Origin of the sequence: Microbacterium sp. Leaf203 (genome assembly GCF_001421275.1) — a bacterium.
Taxonomy (GTDB): domain Bacteria; phylum Actinomycetota; class Actinomycetes; order Actinomycetales; family Microbacteriaceae; genus Microbacterium; species Microbacterium testaceum_A.
The window spans coordinates 626,265-646,803 of record NZ_LMKF01000031.1 but is presented as its reverse complement, the minus strand read 5'-3'; the positions used below and the strand labels follow the sequence as shown (position 1 = coordinate 646,803).

Sequence of the window (20,539 nt, the reverse complement as noted above, 5' to 3'; positions counted from 1 at the left end):
CGGCTCAGCCGGTCGGGTCATCGAACCCGCCCGCACGCATGCGGAGCTCCGACGCGGCGGCGGCGCTCACGCGCTGGTCGGGGTCGGCGCCAAGCGCCGCGAGCAGATCGTCGGGGAGATCGTCCTCGCCGACCAAGTACCACCTCTCGACGACGCTTCCGTCCGCGGCGACGCGGCGGTCACGGGCGTCGTCGCGCGGCAGGCCCTCGGGCGGGGAATCGTCCCGTTCGATCGCGAGGTGCAGATGCGGAGGGAGCGCGTCGGGGCCGATCTGCGCCTCCGGCGCCGTGAACAGTTGCACGACGACACCCCGGCCGCGCCACTCGAGCCAGTCGATCTGCTCGTCGTCCCACCGCGGGTCGTCGGCGTTCCAGCCCGACCAGTCCGGCCCCTCGGTGTCGAAGGCCCATCGTTGCGGCTCGGCGTTGAGCGTCTCGGCGATCGCGAGCGCGTCGCGGCGCACGTCGGAAAGCTCCCCGTCGCGGAACACCGACAGGTTCGGCGGCCACGCCGACGACACGACATCCCACCCCGCGGCGCTGAAGCGACCGCTCTCGACCTCGGGCGCCCACCCGGTGTCGGCGAGGGTCTCGGCGAGCGCATCGGCGTCTCGCAGGAGGGTGTCGGCGTCGGCCACGCGCAGCAGGGCGACGACCGCGTCGGGAAGGGCGTGCACGGGCGTCACGCCTGCGTCTCGCGGGAGTCCGCGGCATCCCGACCCGGGGCGAGGGTCACCACCGGAAGCGGCTCGGGACGCTTGGGCTGGATGTGGTCGCCGGACGACTGGTGTCGCAGACGCCGCAGCACCCAGGGCACGAGGTACTCGCGCGCCCACACGAAGTCCTTCTCGCGGGCGGCGCGCCACGTCGTGATCGCCCTGGTCTCGGCCTTCATCGGCTCGAGGTCGTTGGGCACGTTGAGGGCCCGCAACACCATGCGGGCGACCTCGTGATGACCGAGGGAGTTGTAGTGCAGGCGATCGTCGTCGAAGAAGCGCATGTCCTGCACCTCTTTGAGGCCCCACTGGTCGGCGACCACGCAGTCGTAGCGGTCGGCGATCGAGCGGATGTTCTCGTTGTAGATCGCGACCTTGCCCCGGATGCCGCGGAACACCGGCGTGAACTCGGTGTCGATCGCCGTGAAGACGACGATGGTGGCCCCGCTGGCGCGCAGACGCGCGACGGCGTCTTCGAATTGCCGCGACACGGCATCGGGATCGCTGCCCGGGCGGATGACGTCATTTCCGCCCGCGGAGATGGTGATGAGGTCGGGTTTGAGCGCGAGCGCCGGCTCGATCTGGTCGGCGACGATCTGCGCGATGAGCTTTCCGCGCACCGCGAGGTTGGCGTAGGCGAAATCGTCGACCTGCGCGCCGAGGACCTCGGCGACCCGGTCGGCCCACCCGCGGTGACCGCCGTCGGGCAGCGGGTCGCCGATTCCCTCAGTGAACGAGTCGCCGAGGGCGACGTAGCGCCGCCAGGGGTGGGGGCCGGGGTTGTCGGACGCGGACGGGGTGCGGGGCGAGTGCGGATCGAGTGTCATCGAAACCTCCGGCTTCCACGGTACCCCCGGCCTCCGACACCGCGAGAGAGCCGGACGCGAGAGGCAGCGGCATCCGGCGACGGTCGTCCGGTACAAACGCGATTCACTCGCAGAAACGCGTGCTGCTCGCGTCTCCGGGCGGGGACGGCGTTTTCGGGATCGCACCCGCGCGCACCACGCTGTCACCGCGGCACCGTGAGACATGTCGGCTTCGACCGGTCACGGCGTCGAGCCGCGGGGCGCACGGCCCGCTCGACGACCACCGGGTTGGCGTCTGAGCTCGATGGTTCCGAGCAATCCTCCGGCTGCCACGACGCTCCCGGCGACGACGAGCGCCCCGGATCGACCGGAAAGCGCCAAGCCGGCTGCGCCGACGGCGAATCCGATGCTCTGACCGGCGAAGGCGAGAGTAAGGCCCGTCTTGCGGTGGGCGGCGGCGCCGGAGTCGAACACGTGCGATCGCAGTCCCAGAAGGGCGGCCGTAGGGAGCCCGACGAGCAGCAATCCCGCGAGGGCCGTCAGCCACTGCGGCTCGAAGGTGAGCAAGACGGCGCCGGCGAGGAAGACGGCGATGAGCAGGGGGAGCCGTCGCGACGGATGCCAGCGCTGGAGCCAGATGATGTCCAGCCACGCTCCGACGGCGCTCGATGCGCCCAGAGCCAGGAATGCGAGCCACGCGTCCTGAACCTCAAGGCCCAGTCGGAGGGAAAGGCCCACTGCTCCCGCCTCGACGGCGCCGAGCAGCATTCCGACTCCCACGCTGAAGCAGGTCCAGGTGAACCAATGAAATGACGGTCGCGGTGTCGCGCCCACTGCGTTATCGAGGGCATGCTCGCCGGACGGCGTCGAAGCTGAGTCCGTTGTCTGGAACTGCACACCGATGACTGCCGCGAGTGCGAGTACCGAGACAGCCACTGGCGCACCGACAGCTCCCGCGCTGAGGGCGACGGCTACGAAAACCGGCGCGAGAAAAACGAGCACATCCTGTGCCAAAGCGTCGAGTGTCGATGCTCGAGCCTGTTTCCGCGCCGGCACGGCCGCGGACAGGGTGGAGCGGACGAGCCCCGCCGACCCGGCCATGCTCGAGCCGGCGACAGCCGAGATCGCCATCCAGAGACCGAAGGGGCGGTCCAGGCTGAACGCCAGCGCCAACCAACTCCCAGAACACAGGAGAAGCTGGATGGTCAGCAGTCTCCGAGTCGAGAGAAGGCGTTGAGCGACGATGCTCGCGGGCGTTCCTGCCAGCATCCCGACGACACTCGCCGCCGCGAGGAGTCCGCCCCGGTCCGGGTTCTGGAGCACGAGTGCCGCGATGGCACTGAAGGCGACCGCAGACATGAGAACGGGAGACCTCACGAGCGAGGCGACCCCGAGCCACACCCAAAAGGAACGCCCCACACGGCCGGAATTATTGTGCATTGCGTTAACGTAACGCACACACTCAATTTTGCGCGTTACAATAATGACGTGGACGACGTCACCCCGCAGGGATCTGATCGCGCTCTGTTGCTTGCACTGCTCGACACCCGACCGGAGCCGGGTTTCTCTGACGAGCTGACGACCGTCGGACAATTGCACGGTCTGTCCCCGAACGGCTGGTCCGCCGACCTGGAGACCGTCATCGCCGTGCGTGACGACCTCGTACGCATCTTGCTCGGTCCCCGGGAGGGTGCATCCGAGGCTTTGAGCGAACTTGGTCGCAGATGGGGTCTCACGCTGGCATTCGGTGCCAACGGTGGAGTGAGCCTGAGGTTGAGCGAGGCCGGACCGTCGGCTCCGTTGCTCGAACCGGTCGTCGCCGCTGCTGTCGAGCTGTGGTCCGCTGGAGACCTCGACAAGCTCCGAGTGTGCCGCTCCTCGACGTGCATCGTGCCGTTCGTTGATACCTCCCCGCGAGGACACCGGGAGTTCTGCAGTCCGCGGTGCGCCACGCGAGAGCGCGTGCATCGACACCGCGCCGCGGCTCGTCAGTAGACGCTCGTCTCGACGGCGCTCTGGGCCGGCCACGACCACAGGTGTGCAACGACGCCGGGCAGCGGGGACGACCGGTCTTCTGCCGCCGCGACTCACGCGTGCAGCTCGCTCATGAACGTGACCCGCACGCAGAAATGCGGTCTGCACGCGTTTCTCGGTACGAATCGCGTTTATGGCCGGTGGTGCCACGTATCCGCCTCCGGGTCGGGCGTGGCGGGCTTCGCTGTCGCCTATCGTGGATGTTCGCGCTCGCGAAGGATGGAGGTTCGATGCTGGAAGAAGAAGCCCGCACCTCGGCCCTCCCGCACACGAGCCCGGCCGCCGAAGCGGCGACTCCGCGCATCGCCTCTCCCGGCCCGGTCGCGAGCCCCGGCCCGGTTGCCAGCCCGGGTCCCGTTGCCACCCCCGGTCCCGTTGCCAGCCCGGGTCCCGTCGCCAACCCCGGTCCGGTTGCCACCCCCGGTCCAGTCACGAGCTCCTCCGCGCCCGCCGTCCCGGCATCCGCGCCCGCCGCCGCGGCCCCCGTCGTCGACCCGTCCCACGCGACCGCGCCCGTCGCCGACGAACCGGCGCCCGGGGCGATTCCCGACCCTGCTCTCGACGGGGTCGAGCCGCACTTCGGCTCCTTCGCCGCCGAGCACCTCTCGCCGTCGTTCCCGCAGCGCGCGCCATGGGGAACCGCGCAGCGCCTGCGCGCCTGGCAGGCCGAGGCGCTGGATCAGTACTTCGGCTCCGACGGGCCCGACGGCGTCGGCAAGGGTCCGCGCGACTTCCTCGCGGCGGCCACCCCGGGGGCCGGTAAGACGACCTTCGCCCTTCGTCTCGCGTCCGAGCTCATGCGTCGTCGCGTGGTCGACCGCATCGTCGTCGTCGCCCCCACCGAGCACCTCAAGACCCAGTGGGCCGAGGCGGCCGCGCGTGTCGGCATCCGGCTCGATCCGTTCTTCTCCAACCGGCACGCCACGCCCTCGCGGCAGTACCACGGCGTCGCGGTCACGTACGCGCAGGTCGCGGTGAAGGCCGAGGTGCACCAGCGCCTCACCATGGATGCCCGGACCCTCGTGATCCTCGACGAGGTGCACCACGGTGGCGACGCGCTCAGCTGGGGCGACGCCCTGCGCGAGGCCTACAACCGCGCGACGCGCCGCCTGCTGCTGTCGGGAACCCCGTTCCGCAGCGACACCGCGCCCATCCCGTTCGTGGAGTACCACCCGAACTCGAAGGGCATCCGCCTCTCGCGCACCGACTACGCCTACGGCTACCGCCGTGCCCTCGACGACGGGGTCGTGCGCCCCGTCTTCTTCCTCGTCTATGCCGGTCAGATGCGCTGGCGCACCAAGGCGGGCGAGGAGATGGAGGCCCAGCTCGGCCAGGACAACACCAAGGACATCACCTCGCAGGCCTGGCGCACGGCGCTCGATCCGAACGGCGACTGGATCCCCGCGGTCCTGCGCTCCGCCGACCGCCGCCTCACCGAGGTGCGCGAGACGGTTCCGGATGCCGGTGGCCTGGTCATCGCGACGGATCAGACCGCCGCGCGCGCCTACGCCGCCATCCTCGAGGACATCAGCGGTGAGAAGGTCACCATCGTGCTCTCGGACGAGGCCGAAGCATCGGGACGCATCGAGACGTTCTCGAAGGGCACGAGCCGCTGGATGGTCGCCGTGCGCATGGTGTCCGAGGGCGTCGACGTCCCGCGCCTCGCCGTCGGCGTGTACGCCACGAGCGCGTCGACGCCGCTGTTCTTCGCCCAGGCCATCGGCCGTTTCGTGCGCGCACGCCGCCGCGGTGAGACCGCGAGCGTGTTCCTGCCGAACGTCCCGCAGCTGCTCGCCCTCGCCGGCGAGATGGAGGCGCAGCGCGACCACGCCCTCGACCGTGACAGCGACGCGGAAGACCAGTGGAACGCCGAAGAAGACATGATGGATGCCGCCGAGCGCGAGGACAAAGCCTCCGACGCGCTCGAGCAGGAATTCGAGTACCAGGCGCTCGGCTCGCTCGCGCACTTCGACCGCGTGCTGTTCGACGGGCAGGAGTTCGGCCAGCTCGCGGTTCCGGGAACCATCGAGGAGGAGGAGTTCCTCGGCATCCCGGGTCTTCTCGAACCCGAACAGGTGCACGAGGTGCTCATGTCGCGGGCGACGCGGCAGTCGCGCCACCGCTCCACCCGCGAGGCGACCGAGAAGGAGAGCGGTGAGCCGCCCTCGGTCGACGACGGCGGGCTCCCGGCGCCTCTGCACCGCACCCTCAAGGAGCAGCGCCAGTTGCTCAACACGATGGTCGGTCTGTACGCCCGCCAGAGCGGCGAGCCGCACGGCCTGGTGCACGCCGAGCTCCGCCGCATCTGCGGCGGCCCCGCCGTCTCGCACGCGACGGTCGCGCAGCTGCAGGCGCGCATCGACGTGCTGCGCAAGCGCGTGCACTCCTGACCCGGATCCGGAACGGCTCGGCCCCGCCCCGCCTCCCCGCCGCCCGCGACCCCCGGTTTCGCGACCCCGAAATGCTGGCACCGAGCCCTCGGCATTCGCGTCTTTCCGGCCTTCGGGGGGCCGAAATGCTGTCAGTGTGGGCCGACGCGCCCGAGGGGGTGAACCCGCCTCACTACGGTGGGGACGACCCGAAGGAGCACCCGTGACGACCCCCGCCACACCCACCGCCCGCGATCGCCGCCGCTGGGCGCGCTATCTCGTCGACGAACGCGCCGAGGCGCGCGTGTACCGCGAGCTCGCCTCGCGCCGCACCGGGGAGGAACGCGACATCCTGCTCGCCCTCGCCGAGGCCGAGGGCCGCCACGAGCAGCACTGGGTCGATCTCCTCGGCGAAGCGCCCAAGCGCCTGCCCGCGCCGGGCATCGGCACCCGCCTCCTGGCGTGGATGGCCCGCCGCTTCGGCTCGATCTTCGTGCTCGCCCTCGCGCAGAACGCCGAGGCCCGCTCGCCCTACGCCGACGAGCCCTACGCGACCCCCGCGATGGCCGCCGACGAACGCGTGCACCACGAAGTCGTCCGCGGTCTCGCCGCGCGCGGGCGCCGACGCCTCTCGGGCACCTTCCGCGCCGCCGTCTTCGGTGCGAACGACGGTCTCGTGTCGAACCTCGCCCTGGTGATGGGCGTCGGGGCGACCGGCGTGGCCCCCAGCTTCGTGCTCTTCAGCGGTATCGCGGGCCTGCTCGCCGGCGCCCTGTCGATGGGCGCGGGGGAGTTCGTCTCGGTGCGGTCGCAGCGCGAGCTGCTCGAAGCCACCGAGGAGAGCGACTTCGCCGACTCCGCTCTTCCTCACCTCGACCTGGATGCCAACGAGCTCGCGCTCGTCTACCGCACGCGCGGGATGGATCCGGATGCCGCTCTCGACAAGGCCCGCGACGTGGTCACCGCGGCGCAGGCCGGTACCGCACCCGCCGCAGCCGCCCCGGGGGAGTCGTCGCACGAGGTCGTCGGTAGCGCCTGGGGCGCGGCCCTGTCGAGCTTCCTGTTCTTCGCCTCGGGCGCGATCATCCCGGTACTGCCGTGGATCTTCGGCATGGCCGGCTTCCCGGCCGTGGCTCTCGCGCTGGGCCTCGTCGGCATCGCGCTGATCGGCACCGGCGCCATGGTCGGTCTGCTCTCGGGCGCCTCGCCGATCAAGCGGGGACTCCGCCAGCTCGCGATCGGGTTCGGCGCGGCCGCGGTCACCTACGTGCTCGGCCTGCTGTTCGGCGTGTCGGCGGGCTGACGCGGCGAGGGGCGCTGCCCTCGGGGCAGCGCCCGCCGCGCGGCGCTCACCTCCCGACCACGCCGCCGGTGCCCCGCGGTCGCGTCGCGCTCGACCCCCGCCCGCGGCCCCGCTGTCGCGTCGCGCTCAGCCCCGGCTCGCCGCCGTCACCCGGGCGGCCTCGCGCGCGGCGCCGACGTTCTTCCGCCCCGCCCGCGAGCCGGCGAGCTTGGCGGCGATGTGCTCGCGCACCGTCACCGGCTCGTACAGCGCCGGGGCCTCGGCCGAGACGAAGTGGGGGAGCGGGGCGATCACGGCGTCCGCGTTGCCGTCGTGGAAGAACGCCGCCGACCGTCGGCGCTCGATCGTGCCGTCGACAACCGGTGGCTTCACCCGGTGCAGGGTCGACATCCACCGGTCGTTCGTCAGGCGTGCCGCGACATCACCGAGATTGACGAGCAGAGCGCCTCGGGCGGGCGAGACGTCGTTCCACGAGCCGTCCTGGCCGAGCACCTGGAGTCCCGCGACCTGATCCGCCCAGAGCACGGTGACGAGACCGAAGTCGGTGTGTTCGCCCATGCCGGTCAGCTCCGCCCCCAGCTCGATCGAGCCCGGCGGGAGGGCGTAGTTGTTCATGCGCAGCACGTCGATGGAGTGATCGGTCACGTCGTCGAAGAAGTCGTCGGGCACCCGGAGGGCTGCCGCGAAGATCCGCGTCAGAGTCTGTGCGACACGTCGCGCCTCGCCGTCGTAAGCGCGGACGGCCGGTTCGAAGATGCGCGTCTCGGCGGGCCAGGTGTTCTCGGCGTAGTCCGCCGGCGTCGCGGTGCTCCCCGGGTACTCGGCGGCCGAGGTCCCCACGTTGAACGCCTCGAAGAAGTCGTTCATCCGCGTCACCGGATCGACGCCGAGGCTGTAGCTCAGGGACTCGCTCTTCGGCGGGCTGTACCCGCGATTCTCGGACGCGGGCCGCACGTACGCCTTCTTGGCCTCCAGGGGCAGGGCGAAGAATTCGTCGAGCCCTTCCGTCAGCTCCGAGATGACGGCATCCGGGATGCCATGACCCACCACCTGCATGAAGCCCACGGTGCGACACGCGTGGTCGACCGCGGCGACCACTGCGGCGCGCGCGTCGGGGGAGCCGGGACCCACCCAGGCGGAGATGTCGATCGTCGGCACGGAGAACGCAGGCATGCCCCGACGCTAAGCGGCCGATGTCACGCGGGTGTTTCCGCACCGTCACGGGCGGCGTGACGCGGCGCGTGTCGTTCGCATCGTCACCGCGAGGGCACCGCACCTGGTCGCGTCGCACGTGGTCGAATCGCACGGGGTCACGGCGCCGGGTCACGGCATCCGGGATCGTCCCTCCCGGCGACGACGGCGACGCGCCGCCACGCGTGCCCCCGCGTACAGCAGCGCCCCGATGGCCGTGGCGAAGAAACCGATCGGCAGGTCGGTGCCGACCGACAGCGCGATCGACGTCCAGACCGTGCCGAGCGTGAGGGCGACCGAGAGGGCCATCCCCTGCCCGGGTGTGCGCGCGAGAGACTGCGCCGCCGCCGGGGGACCGACGAGCAGCGCGAACATCAACAGTGCGCCCACCATCGGCACGCTCACCGTCGTCGCCGCGGCGATCACGAGGGCGAACGCGAGGTCCACTCCCGTGACGCGTATTCCGCGCGCCGCGGCGAGGGCGGGCGAGACGGATGCCAGCAGCAGGGGCCGCGCGATGGGCGCGACGAGCGCGAGACAGCAGACTCCGAGCAGGCCCATCGTGGCGAGCTGATCGTGCGACACCCCGAGGATCTGGCCGAACAACAGGGCGAAGACCTGCGCCGAGTACTCGCGCGAGCGGCTGAGGAACAGGGCGCCGAGCGCGAGCATCGTCACCAGCGTCAGGGCCGTGACGACATCGTGCCGCGCCCGGCGCCCGAGGAGCACGATGCCCACCGCCCCGCCCGCGGCGAAGACACCGAGTCCGACCAGCGGGTTGACCCCGACGAGGACGGCCCCCGCCGCCCCGGCGAACGCCCCGTGCGGCACGGCATGGGCGAAGAAGGCGTTGCCGCGCAGCACGACGAAGAAGCCGACGATGCCGGCGACCAGCGCCACGATCGTCCCTCCCGCCCACGCGGTCATCAGGTACGGCGCGAACATCACCCCACCGCCATCCGATGCCCGAAGGGACGCAGGGCCGTCACGATACGCGCCCCGACGTACCCGAGGAACACCGCCGCGACGATCGTGAAACTGACGGGCCAGCTGCTGCCCCCGAACCAGTCGAAACTCGCGAAGGCCACCAGGCACCCCAGCCACACCTCGACCACCGCGATGACCGCGGCGAGCGCCGCTGCCGTGCTCAGACGCCGCGTGAACAGCAGCGCGGTCGCGGCGGGTCCGATCAGCAGTGCGGTCGAGAGGATCGCCCCGATCGACAGGGACGACAACTGGACGGCGAGGGCGAGGGCGACGAGGAAGAGCGTGCTCGCCGTTCTCGGGGGGACACCGCGCGCAGCGGCCAGATCGCGGTCGAGGGTCTCCAGTGCCACCCACCGCCAGATCGCCGTCATGATCGCGAGGGTGACCGCGCCCAGCGCGACGATGACGGGCACGAGGGCGCTGTCGAGGGAGAACAGCGAGCCGAACAGCACCGAGATCGCGGCGTTGCTGGATCCGCCGATGAGGGTGTCGAGGGTCAGGAACAGGGCGGTCAGCCCCATGCCCGCACCGAAGACGATGCCCGTGGCCACATCGCGCCCCTCCAGTCGCCGGGTGCCGATCGCCTCCATCGCGATCGCCGAGATCACCCCCGCGAGGACGAACCCCCACAGTTGGCTCACGCCGAGCAGAAACGCCGCCGACCCCCCGACCGCACCCAGGTCGGCGAGCGCGTGACCGGCGAAGGACTGACCCCGCGCGATCGTGAACACCCCGACGACGCTCGACACCACGGCGACCACGGTTCCGACCGCGAGAGCCGTCTGCACCGTCGGGCTCGCGAAGAACGCCGAGAGCACCCCGCTCACGCGTGCGTCACGGCGTCGTCGGCGACGACGAAGGTGCGCCCGGCCGTCTCGATCACCCGCATCGGCGAGCGGTACAGCGCGCTCAGCACGTCGTCGCGCACCACCTCGGCGGGAGTGCCCACGGCGGCGCGCCCTCCCGCGAGGTAGGCGACGCGGTGGAGCACGGGCAGCAGCAGGGTCAGATCGTGCGCCGTGACCACGATCGCCACGTTCGAGCGGCGCCGCAGGTCGTCGAGGAGGTCGACCACGTCTCTCGCGCTCACTGGGTCGAGGCTCGCGAGCGGCTCGTCCAGCAACAGCAGCGTCGGACGGCTCACGATCGCGTGCGCGAGCAGGACGCGCTGCTGCTGTCCGCCCGAGAGTTCGCCCACCCGCGCGTCGGCGAAATCCGACGCGCCCACCTGTGCCAGCGCAGCGTCGACCGCCCCGCGCAGGCGACGCCGACCGAGAGGGATGCCGAGCCGAGCCCCGTCGAGACCGAGCATCACGACATCGCGGGCGCGCAGCGGCGCCTGCGGGTCGAGGCTGATCTTCTGCGGCACGTACCCGATGCCCGCGCGTCGATCCGGACGCCGCACCCCTCCCGCCTGAGGGCGCAGGATGCCGAGCAGCACCCGGAGCAGGGTGGTCTTGCCCGCGCCGTTCGCTCCGATCAGCCCGACGATCGCCCCCGGCGGCACGTCGAGGTCGACGTCGTCGAGGACGGTCCTGCCACCGAGACGCACCGCGATCCCGCGCGCCCGGAGGACGACGTCGGGATCGCGGAGCGGGGACGCCTCGCTCACAGGTGCTCGGTGGAGGCGCCCTGGGTGACGGCGGTCTCGACAGCCTTCACCTCGTCGAGCATCCAGTCCTGGTAGTGGTGGTTCGCCGGCATCGTCTCGTACACGCCGACCACCGGGATGCCGTTGTCCTTGGCGAGCTGCAGGTACTTGTCGGTCGTGTCGTCGGTGACCTGCTGGTTGTAGAGGAACACCTTCACCTGCTTGCCGGTGAAGAGGGCGTCCTGCGTCGCGGAGTCCTGCGCCGAGGGATCGGTGTCGTTCATGATCGCCGCCTGCAGGTTCCACGGCGTCTCGACGTCGGCATCCGCTGCGTCCAGCATGAAGTCCGCGACGGGCTCGGTCACCGCGACGGGTGTCTTCGGGTGGTCCTCCGCGAACGCCGAGAGCGCGTCGGTCCAGTCCGACAGGGACGCGGTGAAGGTGGCGAGGTTCGCGTGGAACGCGTCGGCGCTCGCCGGGTCGAGCTCGCTGAGCGTGTCGGCCACGGCCTTGGCGACCGCGGGCATGGTCTTCGGGTCGTACCAGAGATGGGGGTTGTCGGTGCTGTCGGGAAGGCCCAGCACGTCCTGTGCCACGATCACCGATCGGCTGTCGTCGGGGGAGGCCTTTTCGAGATCGGACATGAAGTCGTCGTAGCCGAGACCGTTCTGCACGATGAGTTTCGCGCCGGCGATCTCCTTGGCCACGCTCGCGCTCGCCTCGAACGTGTGCGGATCGGTGTTGGGGTCGCTCAGGATCGCCGAGACGTCGACGCGATCTCCGCCGATCTGCTGCACGACGTCGGCGTACTCGTTCTCGCCGGCGACGACCGTGATCTTCGGGCTCGAGTCGGCGGTCGCGGCGGGAGCGGTCGACGATGTGCCTGTCGCACACCCGGCGAGGACCAGGGTCAGGAGCGAGGCGGAGGCGGTGGCGGCGACGACGGTGCGCGCTGTCTTCATGGAGGTCGGTGTCCCTTCACGATCGGTTCTCCGGGAATGAGAACCGTTATCACGAAGGAAGGTAGGGAGGGAGGCTATGCCGAGAGGAGGCGGCGGCTATCGGTTCCCTGAACGCGCGCGGACCCCCACGCGGGCTGCGAGCGCTACCCGGCGCAGAAACGAAGAAGACCCCCCGGGGCGAACCCGGGGGGTCTTTCTCATGTGTGCGCGAGGGGGGACTTGAACCCCCACGCCCGTTAAAGGGCACTAGCACCTCAAGCTAGCGCGTCTACCTATTCCGCCACCCGCGCATCTGGGTGTTTTGCTGCTTTCGCAACGAAGAACGACATTACCACGCTCCCGACCCCGCCTCGAATCGGTGCCGCTTCCCGGGCGCGTCTCGGGGCGACGCGCGGCGGGCTGCGACGCTCGTCCCCGGTACCGTAGTGCGCATGCCCGAGCTCGAATCCGACATCCCCGAGGTCGCCCGCGTCGCGCGCGAGCTCATCCGGTTCGACACCTCGAACTACGGCGGGGGCCGTGCCGAGGGCGAGCGCGAGGCGGCCCAGTACGTCGGCGCGTACCTCGAAGCCCTCGGTCTCGAGGTCGAGTACTACGAGCCCGTCGACCGCCGCACCAACGTCTGCGCCCGCATCCCGGGTCGTAATCCCGACAAGCCCGCCCTGATCCTCCACGGCCACCTCGACGTGGTGCCCGCCGTCGCCGCCGACTGGAGCGTCGATCCGTTCGCCGGCGAGATCCGCGACGGCGTGCTGTGGGGTCGTGGGGCGGTGGACATGAAGGACATGGATGCCATGATCCTCACCGCCGTGGCCGACGTGCTCCGCGCGGGGGAGCAGCCCGAGCGCGACATCATCGTCACGTTCTTCGCCGACGAGGAGAACGGCGGCGTCGAGGGCTCGGCGCTCGTCATCCGCGACCGGCCCGAATGGTTCGCCGGCGCGACCGAGGCCATCAGCGAGGTCGGCGGGTACTCGATCGCCGTCGGCGACCGCCGCGCGTACCTGCTCCAGGTGGGCGAGAAGGCTCTCGTGTGGATCAAGCTCGTCGCCCGAGGCCGTGCGGGCCACGGCAGCGGCCTGCACGCCGACAACGCCGTCACGAAGCTCGCCGAGGCCGTCGCGGCCCTCGGTCGCACCGAGTGGCCGATCCGCCTGACCGACACGACCGCCCAGCTCCTCCAAGGTCTGGCCGAGATCACCGGTGACGACGCGGGCGACCCCGACGCGCTCGCCCTGCGCACCGGCGCGGCATCCAGCTTCATCCGCTCGACCCTGCGCACCACGACGAACCCGACCGGTCTCACCGCCGGGTACAAGCACAACGTCATCCCCGACCGTGCCGAGGCGCTCATCGACGTGCGGGTGCTGCCCGGCACCGAGGAGGCGGCCTTGGCCGACATCCGCCGCATCATCGGCCCCGACGTCGAGATCGAGATCGTCCACCAGGACATCGGGCTCGAGGTGCCGTTCTCGGGCGACCTGGTCGACGCGATGGTCGCTCAGCTCGGCCGTCACGACCCGGGCGTGCCCGTCCTGCCGTACCTCATGGGCGGGGGCACCGACAACAAGGCGCTGTCGACCCTCGGCATCGCAGGTTACGGATTCGCGCCGCTGCGTCTGCCCGCCGGTCTCGACTTCACCGGGATGTTCCACGGTGTCGACGAGCGCGTCCCGATCGACGCGCTCTCCTTCGGTCAGCGAGTTCTCGCCGACCTCATCCGCACGTACTGAAGGACCGCATGCACATCTTCGAGGTCATCATCCTCGGGCTCGTCCAGGGCCTGACCGAGTTCCTCCCCATCTCCTCCAGCGCCCACCTCCGCATCGTCGGAGAGTTCCTCCCGTCGAAGACCGACCCGGGTGCGACCTTCACCGCGATCACGCAGATCGGCACCGAGCTCGCCGTGCTGATCTACTTCCGCAGGAAGATCGTGCGCGTCATCTCGCGCTGGTTCGGCTCGCTCACCGGCAAGGTGCCGCGCACCGACCCCGACGCCCGCATGGGGTGGCTCGTCATCATCGGCACGCTGCCGATCGCGCTGCTGGGTGTGCTCCTGCAGAGCCTCATCCGCGATAATTTCCGCAGCCTGTGGATCACCGCGGTGGTGCTGATCGTGTTCGGCATCCTGCTCGGCCTCGCCGACCACTACGGAAAGCGCCGTCGCGACCTCGACGACCTGACGTACCCGCACGGCATCGCCTTCGGTGTCGCTCAGGCCCTCGCGCTCGTCCCCGGCGTCTCCCGTTCGGGGGCGACCACGACCCTCGGTCGCGCCCTCGGGTACAAGCGCACGGCGGCCGCGGAGTACTCGTTCCTCCTCGCGGTGCCGGCGGTCTTCGCCAGCGGCTTCTTCGAGCTGTACAAGAGCTTCGACGAGGGCACCGGCCCGTACAGCCTGGGTGAGACCGCGATCGCGACGATCATCGCGTTCGTCGTCGGGTACGTCGTCATCGCCTTCCTCATGCAGTACCTCAAGCGCGGCAGCTTCCTGCCCTTCGTGATCTACCGCGTCGCTCTCGGCGTGCTCATCATGATGCTGTTGACCCTCGGTGTGCTGCCGGCGTACTCGGCCATCACCGGCTGACCCCGGATGCCGCGAAGGCGTCGTCCCGTTCGGGGCGGCGCCTTCGTCGTGTGCGGGCGGGCCGTGGGGTCCGGTGGCTTCGACGGGCTCGGTCGCCCCGGCTCGCGCGCGCGGCTTGCGGTGGCGTCGAACGGCACGGCCACCGGAGCGCACCGCAGAAGGTCCCTGAGCCTGTCGAGGGACCGGGGGAGTCGTCGCCGACCCTCCCGCTCAGCGTCGGGGCGGGTCGTCGCGTCCGGGTTTGGTGGGGCCGTCGCCGCCGCGGCGCAGGTAGCGCTCGAACTCCTGGGCGATCGCGTCCCCCGAGGCTTCGGGCGAGTCCCACGTGTCACGGGTCTGCTCGAGCTGGCGGATGTACTCGCTCATCTCGTCGTCGTCGGCCGCGGCCGCGTCGATCGAGGCTTCCCACAGGCGCGACTCGTTCTCGAGGTCTCCGCGCGGGACCGCGATGCCGGTGATCGACTCGAGCTTCTCGAGCAGGGCGAGCGTGGCCTTGGGCGAGGGGGTGTGCCCGGCGACGTAGTGGGGAACGCTCGCCCAGAGGCTCGCGGTCGGGATGCCCACGGTCTCCGAGACATGGCCGATGGCGCTCAGGATGCCGACCGGCCCCTCGTACAGGCTCCGCTCGAGGCCCAGGCTCTGGCGCACGCCCTCGTTGTCGCTGCCCGCGAAGACCGAGATGGGGCGCGTGTGCGGAACGTCGGACATCATCGATCCGAGGGCGACGAAGCCCGTGACGTCCTCGCGCAGGGCGACGTCGATGAACTCGGCGGCGAACGCCTGCCAGGCTCGCGCGGGCTCCACCCCGACCAGCAGCCAGATCTCGGCGTCGTCGGAGCGCTTCACGGGACGCAGGAGCGTGGCCTCGGGCCAGGTGAGGGTGCGGCGGCCCTCGGCATCCAATCCGACCTGGGGGCGGGTGTACTGGTAATCGAAGTACAGCTCGGGGTCCACCGAGTGGACGACCTCGTACTCCACATCGGCGCGCAGCATCGATGCCGCCGCCGATGCGGCTTCTCCGGCATCGTTCCACCCGTCGAACGCGGCGACGATGATCCGGCGACCCAGTGCGTCCACGCAACCTCCTCTGCCCCGTCGGGGCTGGCTTCCAGAATAGGCGCACCCGCGGAGAGCGAGCCGGTCCCGCCCGGCGAACGGCACGGGGGCCGGACGGGTGCGCACCGGGCCCTCAATAGGATGGAGCGATGACTTCCCCCGCTCCCGCCGCCGTCCTCTGGGACATGGACGGCACGCTCGTTGACACCGAGCCGTACTGGATGGCCGCGGAGACCCCGCTCGTGGAGCGCTTCGGGGGGACCTGGTCGCACGAGCAGGCGCTCGGGATGGTCGGCCTGGCCCTCGAGGACTCCGCCCGGCTGCTGCAGAACGCGGGCGTGCCCTGGGGCGTCGACGAGATCATCTCGTACCTGACCGACGAGGTGCAGCGCCAGCTCGCCGTGACGGGTGTGCCGTTCCGCCCCGGTGCCCGCGAGCTCCTCGCCGATCTGCGCGCCTCGGGCGTCAAGACCGCCCTCGTCACGATGTCGATGCGCCGTATGGCGCTGTCGGTGGTGGAGCTCGTCGACTTCCCGGCCTTCGACCTCGTGGTCGCCGGCGACGACGTCGAACGCCCGAAGCCGTACCCCGACCCGTACCTGCAGGCGGCCGCGGCGCTCGGCGTCGACATCCGCGACACCGTGGCGATCGAGGACTCGCCGAACGGTCTGCGCTCCGCCCTCGCGAGCGGTGCCGTGTCGCTGGGCGTGCCCCTCATGGTGCCCCTCGAGGGGCTCGGGGCGCACGCGCTGTGGCCGAGCCTTGAGGGCCGCACGACCTCCGACCTGCGGGCGCTCCACGCCGCCCACACCCCGATCCACCCCGAAGAGACACGAGTCACCCGATGAGCGAGACCCCCCACCTGAGCGGCCCCTTCCGGGTCGGCGACCGGGTGCAGCTGACGGGCCCCAAGGGCCGCATGCACACCATCACCCTGCGCGAGGCGGGCGAACTGCACACCCACAACGGCGTGCTGAAGCACGAGCTGCTGGTCGGCCAGCCCGACGGCAGCGTGGTGACCAACAGCTCCGGGCACGACTACCTGGCCGTGCGCCCGCTGCTGCGCGACTTCGTCATGTCGATGCCGCGCGGCGCCGCGATCGTCTACCCCAAGGACGCCGCGCAGATCCTCGCGCAGGCCGACATCTTCCCGGGCGCCACGGTCGTGGAGGCCGGTGTCGGCTCCGGAGCGCTGTCGCTGTGGCTGCTGCGCGCGATCGGTCCGGCCGGTCGCCTGCTGTCGTTCGAGCGCCGCGAGGAGTTCGCCGACGTCGCCCGCGCCAACGTCGAGACGTTCCACGGCGAGATGCCCGCGACGTGGGAGGTCGTCGTCGGCGATCTGGTCGAGAGCCTCCCGGATGCCGTGGCCCCGGCCTCGGTCGACCGCATCGTGCTCGACATGCTCGCGCCCTGGGAGTGCATCGACGCCGCGGCCGACGCGCTGACCCCCGGCGGCGTGGTGCTCTGCTACATCGCCACCGCCACCCAGCTCAGCCGTGTCGCCGAGTACATCCGCGCCACCGGACTGTTCACCGAGCCGAATGCCAGCGAGACCATGGTCCGCGGGTGGCACGTCGAAGGGCTCGCGGTCCGCCCCGATCACCGCATGGTCGCTCACACGGGCTTCCTCATCACCGCGCGCCGCCTCGCCCCGGGGGCCGTCCCGCCCGAGGTCAAGCGCCGCGCCTCGAAGTCGAGTTACGGCGACGAGGACGTCGAACTGTGGACTCCCGGTGCCGTCGGCGACCGCCAGATCACCGACAAGAACCTGCGCAAGCGCGTGCGCGAGGCGCAGAAGTCCGCCGAGGGGGTCCGTCAGTCCGTCGCGGGCGCCTCGTCGGAGGAGCCCGGTTCGACAGCCTAAACTGATCCGGTGCGTAGACTCCCCGCTCTCGTTGCCGTGACCGCCCTGGCCGGATTCGGCCTCGTCGGGTGCTCGGCATCCGCCGCCTCGTCGTGCCCGACGCCCACCGACAGTGCGATCGCCTCGGTGGTCGACGCCAGCGGTGATTTCGGTACCGCCCCCACGGTCTCGGTGCGTTCTCCTTTCGTGCCCGAGGCGGCCGGGACCCAGACCCTCATCGAGGGCGACGGGCAGCGCATCACGAGCGATGACCAGCTCTCGCTCGTCGACGTGACGGTGCTCGACGCCGCCACCGGCTCGCAGCTCGTGGCGACCACGTACGGGTCCGACGTGAAGTCGGCGACGCCGCTGCCCCGCCTGACGCAGGCCATCCCCGCCGTCGCGCCGCTGCTGCACTGCGTGGCCGAGGGCTCGCGTGTCGCGGTCGCCATCCCCGGTTCCGACCTCGGCGCCCAGGGCGCTCAGGCGCTCGGCGTGAACGAGGGCGACGGAGCGGTCTTCGTCTTCGACGTGCGCAAGGTCTTCCTCCCCGCGGCCGACGGTGCCGACCAGTACAACGCGGACTCGGGCATGCCCTCGGTCGTCCGCGCCCCGGACGGCACGCCCGGTGTGGTCATGCCCGCCGGCGACGCTCCCACGCAGCAGCGTTCGCAGACCATCAAGAAGGGCGACGGCGAGGTGCTGACCGGCGACTCCTCGGTCGTCATCCACGTCCAGGGCGTCGCGTGGGGTGCCACGACCACCTTCGCCTCGACCTGGAAGAACGGCGCGCCCGGCCAGGCGACCGTGTCGCAGCTCCCGCCGGCGATCGCCTCGGCCCTCGAGGGCGCGACGGTCGGATCGCAGTTGCTGATCGTCGTCCCCGCCGACCAGACCGCCCAGGATCAGCAGGTGCTCAAGGCTCCCGCGAACTCCGCACTGGTCTACGTCATCGACGTCCTCGGCACCGTCGGCTGATCGGCATCCCCGATCGGTCCGCGCGGAGCGGGCTCGCGGGGGTCGCGTGGCGCCCGGTGCCGTTCCGGCCGGTCGCTCGGCGCCTAGGATGGGCGGGTGCCCGCCACCGTGTCCCGCAGCGCTCCCGAGGAGCGTCTGGTGAACCTCGTCGTCGCCCTCATGGCGACCGAGCAGGGGCTGACGAAGGACACGATCCTGTCGTCCGTCGCGGGCTACCGGGAGCAGCTCGAGGCGGGTGCGTCGAAGGACGCGCTCGAGAAGATGTTCGAGCGCGACAAAGAGAGCCTGCGCGGCCTCGGTGTCCCGATCGAGACGATCGGCAATCGCGCGGACCCCGACGACCTCCGCGAGGCGCGCTATCGCGTGCCGACCGCCGAGTACGCGCTGCCCGAGGACATCACCTTCAGCCCCGCCGAGGTGGCGCTGCTGAACATCGCGGGCGGCGTGTGGGGGAGCGAGTCCCTCTCCGCCGACGCGCGCAGCGGTCTGCGCAAGATCCGCGCACTCGGCATCGCCGTCGACGAGCCGATCATCGGCTACGCCCCGCGCATCCGCGTCCGCGATGCGTCGTTCGCCGCGCTCCAGAGGGCGATCGAGCAGTGCCGCGTCGTGACCTTCACCTACCTGCGCCCCGGCGAAGCGCGACCGCGCGAACGCCGCGTGCAGCCCCTCGCGCTCGTCGAGTACGAGGCGCGGTGGCACGTCTACGGCTACGACCTGAACGTCGACGCCGACCGCACGTTCCTGCTCTCGCGGATCGTCGGCGAGGTGACGCTCACGCGCAAGGGTTTTCCCGCAGAACTGCGGGAAGGAGCCGGGGAACGGGCCCTCGAGGGCCTGCGCGCCGTCGCCGCACGCCAGCGCGCCCTCCTCGAGGTGCACCCCGGCACCGAGGCGGCCCTGCGCCTGGACCGCCGCGCCGAACAGGCGCCCCAGGGCATCCGCGTGCCCTACGTCGACCTCCACGTCTTCGCCGACGAGCTCGCCTCGTACGGCCCCGAGGTGCGGGTGGTCGAACCCGCCGACCTGCGCGCCGAGGTCATCCGACGGCTCGAGGCCACCCTCGCCCTGCACGGGGGTGCCGAGTGAGCACCGATCGCCCCGTCGCCGCACTGGATCGCGCGGCGCTCCTGCTCCAACTCGTGCCGTACCTGCTCGGCAAGGGCGAGGTGTCGGTGGCCGAGGCCGCCGCGGAGTTCGAGGTCGCCCCCGATCAGATGCGCGCGATGGTCGAGCGTCTCACGGTGATCGGCCTTCCCGGCGAGCAGGGCTACTGGCAGCTCCCGCACGACCTCTTCGACATCGACTGGGACCTGCTCGACCGCGACGACGTCATCGCCATCACGAACACCGTGGGGCTCGAGCGCTCCCCGCGCCTGACCGCGCGGGAGGCGGCCGCTCTTCTGGCCGGGCTGCAGTTGGCCCGCAGCCTTCCCGGCTTCGGCGACAGCGAGCTCGTCACCGGGCTCCTCTCGAAGCTCGCGCGGGGCGCATCGACCGCGCCCGCCGCGGTGATCGTCGCCCCCGGGCCGGTCGACGGCGTCCGGGACGTGGTCGACGAGGCCCTGCGCTCGCGCGTCGCGGTCACGTTCACCTACCGCGCCCCCGGGGCCGAGCCGATCAGCCGGACGGTCGACCCCATCAAGGTCCACATCGCGAACGGGCAGTGGTACCTGCAGGGCTGGGATCACCTGCGCCAGGCCGTGCGCACCTTCCACCTCGACCGCGTCGGCGACGCCCGCGTCACCGACATCCCGGCCGCGCACGGCGCCGACCCCGTGCCCGAGCTGTTCGCCCCGGCGGACGACGAGGTCGTCGCGCGCTTCCGCTTCCCCAGAGAGGTGGCGCCCCTGCTGGCCGACTACCTCGAGCGCGCCGAGATCGACGACGCCGACGACGGCCGGGCCGTGGCATCCCTCCGGCTCGCCGACGAGCAGAGTCTCAAGCGCCTGGCGGCGCGCCGCGGGGGAGAGGTCGAGCTCGTGGAACCCGCGGGAGCCCGCCGGGCCGCCGCCGCGTGGGCGGCCGCGGGTCTCGCGCAGTACGCGCACGAATCCTGACCGTTCCCGCCGGGTTCCCGCGCGTCGGAGCGCACGACGAGCGCCCGGGTTAGACTG

The 20,539-nt window shown here is 71.2% G+C and carries 19 protein-coding genes and 1 tRNA gene; 10 read left to right on the top strand and 10 right to left on the bottom strand.

What is annotated here, in order from left to right:
- Positions 1 to 4: 4 nt before the first annotated feature.
- The 3 genes from ASE56_RS15865 to ASE56_RS15855 all read right to left on the bottom strand — a co-directional run bounded on the left by ASE56_RS15865 (position 5) and on the right by ASE56_RS15855 (position 2,289).
- Entirely contained in the window at positions 5 to 685 is a 681-nt protein-coding gene (locus tag ASE56_RS15865; RefSeq protein WP_056232005.1) for a hypothetical protein, read from the bottom strand.
- Positions 682 to 1,542 carry an SGNH/GDSL hydrolase family protein gene (locus ASE56_RS15860; protein ID WP_056232002.1) on the bottom strand — a complete coding sequence of 287 codons (861 nt, stop codon included), beginning with the start codon at positions 1,540 to 1,542 and terminating at the stop codon, positions 682 to 684. Before ASE56_RS15860 ends, ASE56_RS15865 begins: the two co-directional genes overlap by 4 nt.
- Before the next feature lie 219 nt (positions 1,543 to 1,761).
- Positions 1,762 to 2,289, bottom strand: coding sequence for a hypothetical protein (locus tag ASE56_RS15855; RefSeq protein ID WP_056231999.1), 528 nt, complete (start codon positions 2,287 to 2,289; stop codon positions 1,762 to 1,764).
- Between the two features lie 720 nt (positions 2,290 to 3,009).
- Here ASE56_RS15855 and ASE56_RS17265 point away from each other — a divergent pair.
- The 3 genes from ASE56_RS17265 to ASE56_RS15840 all read left to right on the top strand — a co-directional run bounded on the left by ASE56_RS17265 (position 3,010) and on the right by ASE56_RS15840 (position 7,227).
- Complete coding sequence (locus tag ASE56_RS17265) at positions 3,010 to 3,516, top strand: CGNR zinc finger domain-containing protein (protein WP_056231996.1); 507 nt, start codon at positions 3,010 to 3,012, stop codon at positions 3,514 to 3,516.
- Between the two features lie 269 nt (positions 3,517 to 3,785).
- A complete protein-coding gene (locus tag ASE56_RS15845; RefSeq protein ID WP_235557017.1) occupies positions 3,786 to 5,945 on the top strand; it encodes a DEAD/DEAH box helicase family protein in 2,160 nt (719 codons plus the stop codon).
- Between the two features lie 202 nt (positions 5,946 to 6,147).
- On the top strand, positions 6,148 to 7,227 hold the full coding sequence (locus tag ASE56_RS15840; RefSeq protein WP_056231992.1) for a VIT1/CCC1 family protein: 1,080 nt from the start codon (positions 6,148 to 6,150) through the stop codon (positions 7,225 to 7,227).
- Positions 7,228 to 7,353: 126 nt separating this feature from the next.
- Here ASE56_RS15840 and ASE56_RS15835 read toward each other — a convergent pair whose 3' ends face one another.
- The 6 genes from ASE56_RS15835 to ASE56_RS15810 form a co-directional block, all read right to left on the bottom strand.
- A complete protein-coding gene (locus ASE56_RS15835) occupies positions 7,354 to 8,400 on the bottom strand; it encodes an isopenicillin N synthase family oxygenase (protein ID WP_056231989.1) in 1,047 nt (348 codons plus the stop codon).
- A gap of 150 nt (positions 8,401 to 8,550) precedes the next feature.
- Positions 8,551 to 9,363 carry a metal ABC transporter permease gene (locus ASE56_RS15830; protein WP_056231986.1) on the bottom strand — a complete coding sequence of 271 codons (813 nt, stop codon included), beginning with the start codon at positions 9,361 to 9,363 and terminating at the stop codon, positions 8,551 to 8,553.
- Positions 9,363 to 10,232, bottom strand: coding sequence for a metal ABC transporter permease (locus ASE56_RS15825; protein WP_056231982.1), 870 nt, complete (start codon positions 10,230 to 10,232; stop codon positions 9,363 to 9,365). The genes ASE56_RS15830 and ASE56_RS15825 overlap by 1 nt, the downstream gene beginning before the upstream one ends.
- Positions 10,229 to 11,017 (bottom strand): metal ABC transporter ATP-binding protein, encoded by a 789-nt coding sequence (locus ASE56_RS15820; RefSeq protein WP_056231979.1) that lies wholly within the window; start codon positions 11,015 to 11,017, stop codon positions 10,229 to 10,231. Before ASE56_RS15820 ends, ASE56_RS15825 begins: the two co-directional genes overlap by 4 nt.
- A complete protein-coding gene (locus ASE56_RS15815; protein ID WP_056231976.1) occupies positions 11,014 to 11,958 on the bottom strand; it encodes a metal ABC transporter solute-binding protein, Zn/Mn family in 945 nt (314 codons plus the stop codon). The genes ASE56_RS15820 and ASE56_RS15815 overlap by 4 nt, the downstream gene beginning before the upstream one ends.
- Positions 11,959 to 12,162: 204 nt before the next feature.
- A tRNA-Leu gene (locus ASE56_RS15810) sits at positions 12,163 to 12,248 on the bottom strand.
- A gap of 141 nt (positions 12,249 to 12,389) precedes the next feature.
- On the opposite strand from ASE56_RS15810, the gene ASE56_RS15805 reads away from it, so the two are divergent.
- The gene (locus tag ASE56_RS15805) at positions 12,390 to 13,691 is read left to right on the top strand and encodes a M20/M25/M40 family metallo-hydrolase (RefSeq protein ID WP_056231971.1); all 1,302 of its coding nucleotides are present in this window, start codon (positions 12,390 to 12,392) and stop codon (positions 13,689 to 13,691) included.
- Between the two features lie 8 nt (positions 13,692 to 13,699).
- Positions 13,700 to 14,545: an undecaprenyl-diphosphate phosphatase gene (locus ASE56_RS15800; RefSeq protein WP_056231968.1), complete on the top strand. Its 846-nt coding sequence runs from the start codon at positions 13,700 to 13,702 to the stop codon at positions 14,543 to 14,545.
- Between the two features lie 210 nt (positions 14,546 to 14,755).
- Here ASE56_RS15800 and ASE56_RS15795 read toward each other — a convergent pair whose 3' ends face one another.
- A complete protein-coding gene (locus ASE56_RS15795) occupies positions 14,756 to 15,622 on the bottom strand; it encodes a PAC2 family protein (RefSeq protein WP_056231963.1) in 867 nt (288 codons plus the stop codon).
- Between the two features lie 128 nt (positions 15,623 to 15,750).
- Between ASE56_RS15795 and ASE56_RS15790 the strand changes: the two genes are divergently transcribed.
- The 5 genes from ASE56_RS15790 (at position 15,751) to ASE56_RS15770 (ending at position 20,482) form a co-directional block, all read left to right on the top strand.
- Positions 15,751 to 16,449, top strand: coding sequence for an HAD family phosphatase (locus ASE56_RS15790; RefSeq protein ID WP_056231959.1), 699 nt, complete (start codon positions 15,751 to 15,753; stop codon positions 16,447 to 16,449).
- The gene (locus ASE56_RS15785; RefSeq protein WP_056231956.1) at positions 16,446 to 17,465 is read left to right on the top strand and encodes a tRNA (adenine-N1)-methyltransferase; all 1,020 of its coding nucleotides are present in this window, start codon (positions 16,446 to 16,448) and stop codon (positions 17,463 to 17,465) included. The genes ASE56_RS15790 and ASE56_RS15785 overlap by 4 nt, the downstream gene beginning before the upstream one ends.
- A gap of 9 nt (positions 17,466 to 17,474) precedes the next feature.
- On the top strand, positions 17,475 to 18,422 hold the full coding sequence (locus ASE56_RS15780) for an FKBP-type peptidyl-prolyl cis-trans isomerase (RefSeq protein ID WP_156371760.1): 948 nt from the start codon (positions 17,475 to 17,477) through the stop codon (positions 18,420 to 18,422).
- A gap of 96 nt (positions 18,423 to 18,518) precedes the next feature.
- On the top strand, positions 18,519 to 19,511 hold the full coding sequence (locus ASE56_RS15775) for a YafY family protein (RefSeq protein WP_056231948.1): 993 nt from the start codon (positions 18,519 to 18,521) through the stop codon (positions 19,509 to 19,511).
- Complete coding sequence (locus ASE56_RS15770) at positions 19,508 to 20,482, top strand: WYL domain-containing protein (RefSeq protein WP_056231947.1); 975 nt, start codon at positions 19,508 to 19,510, stop codon at positions 20,480 to 20,482. Before ASE56_RS15775 ends, ASE56_RS15770 begins: the two co-directional genes overlap by 4 nt.
- The last annotated feature ends 57 nt before the right edge of the window (positions 20,483 to 20,539 follow it).

What these genes read in the sequence shown, in the direction of transcription:
- ASE56_RS15855 (WP_056231999.1), bottom strand. Translation starts at nt 2,289, where the DNA reads ATGCTGCTCGGCGCCGTCGAGGCGGGAGCAGTGGGCCTTTCCCTCCGA.
- ASE56_RS15860 (WP_056232002.1), bottom strand. Translation starts at nt 1,542, where the DNA reads ATGACACTCGATCCGCACTCGCCCCGCACCCCGTCCGCGTCCGACAAC.
- ASE56_RS15805 (WP_056231971.1), top strand. Translation starts at nt 12,390, where the DNA reads ATGCCCGAGCTCGAATCCGACATCCCCGAGGTCGCCCGCGTCGCGCGC.
- ASE56_RS15785 (WP_056231956.1), top strand. Translation starts at nt 16,446, where the DNA reads ATGAGCGAGACCCCCCACCTGAGCGGCCCCTTCCGGGTCGGCGACCGG.
- ASE56_RS15790 (WP_056231959.1), top strand. Translation starts at nt 15,751, where the DNA reads ATGACTTCCCCCGCTCCCGCCGCCGTCCTCTGGGACATGGACGGCACG.
- ASE56_RS15830 (WP_056231986.1), bottom strand. Translation starts at nt 9,363, where the DNA reads ATGTTCGCGCCGTACCTGATGACCGCGTGGGCGGGAGGGACGATCGTG.
- ASE56_RS15835 (WP_056231989.1), bottom strand. Translation starts at nt 8,400, where the DNA reads ATGCCTGCGTTCTCCGTGCCGACGATCGACATCTCCGCCTGGGTGGGT.
- ASE56_RS15815 (WP_056231976.1), bottom strand. Translation starts at nt 11,958, where the DNA reads ATGAAGACAGCGCGCACCGTCGTCGCCGCCACCGCCTCCGCCTCGCTC.
- ASE56_RS15845 (WP_235557017.1), top strand. Translation starts at nt 3,786, where the DNA reads ATGCTGGAAGAAGAAGCCCGCACCTCGGCCCTCCCGCACACGAGCCCG.
- ASE56_RS15800 (WP_056231968.1), top strand. Translation starts at nt 13,700, where the DNA reads ATGCACATCTTCGAGGTCATCATCCTCGGGCTCGTCCAGGGCCTGACC.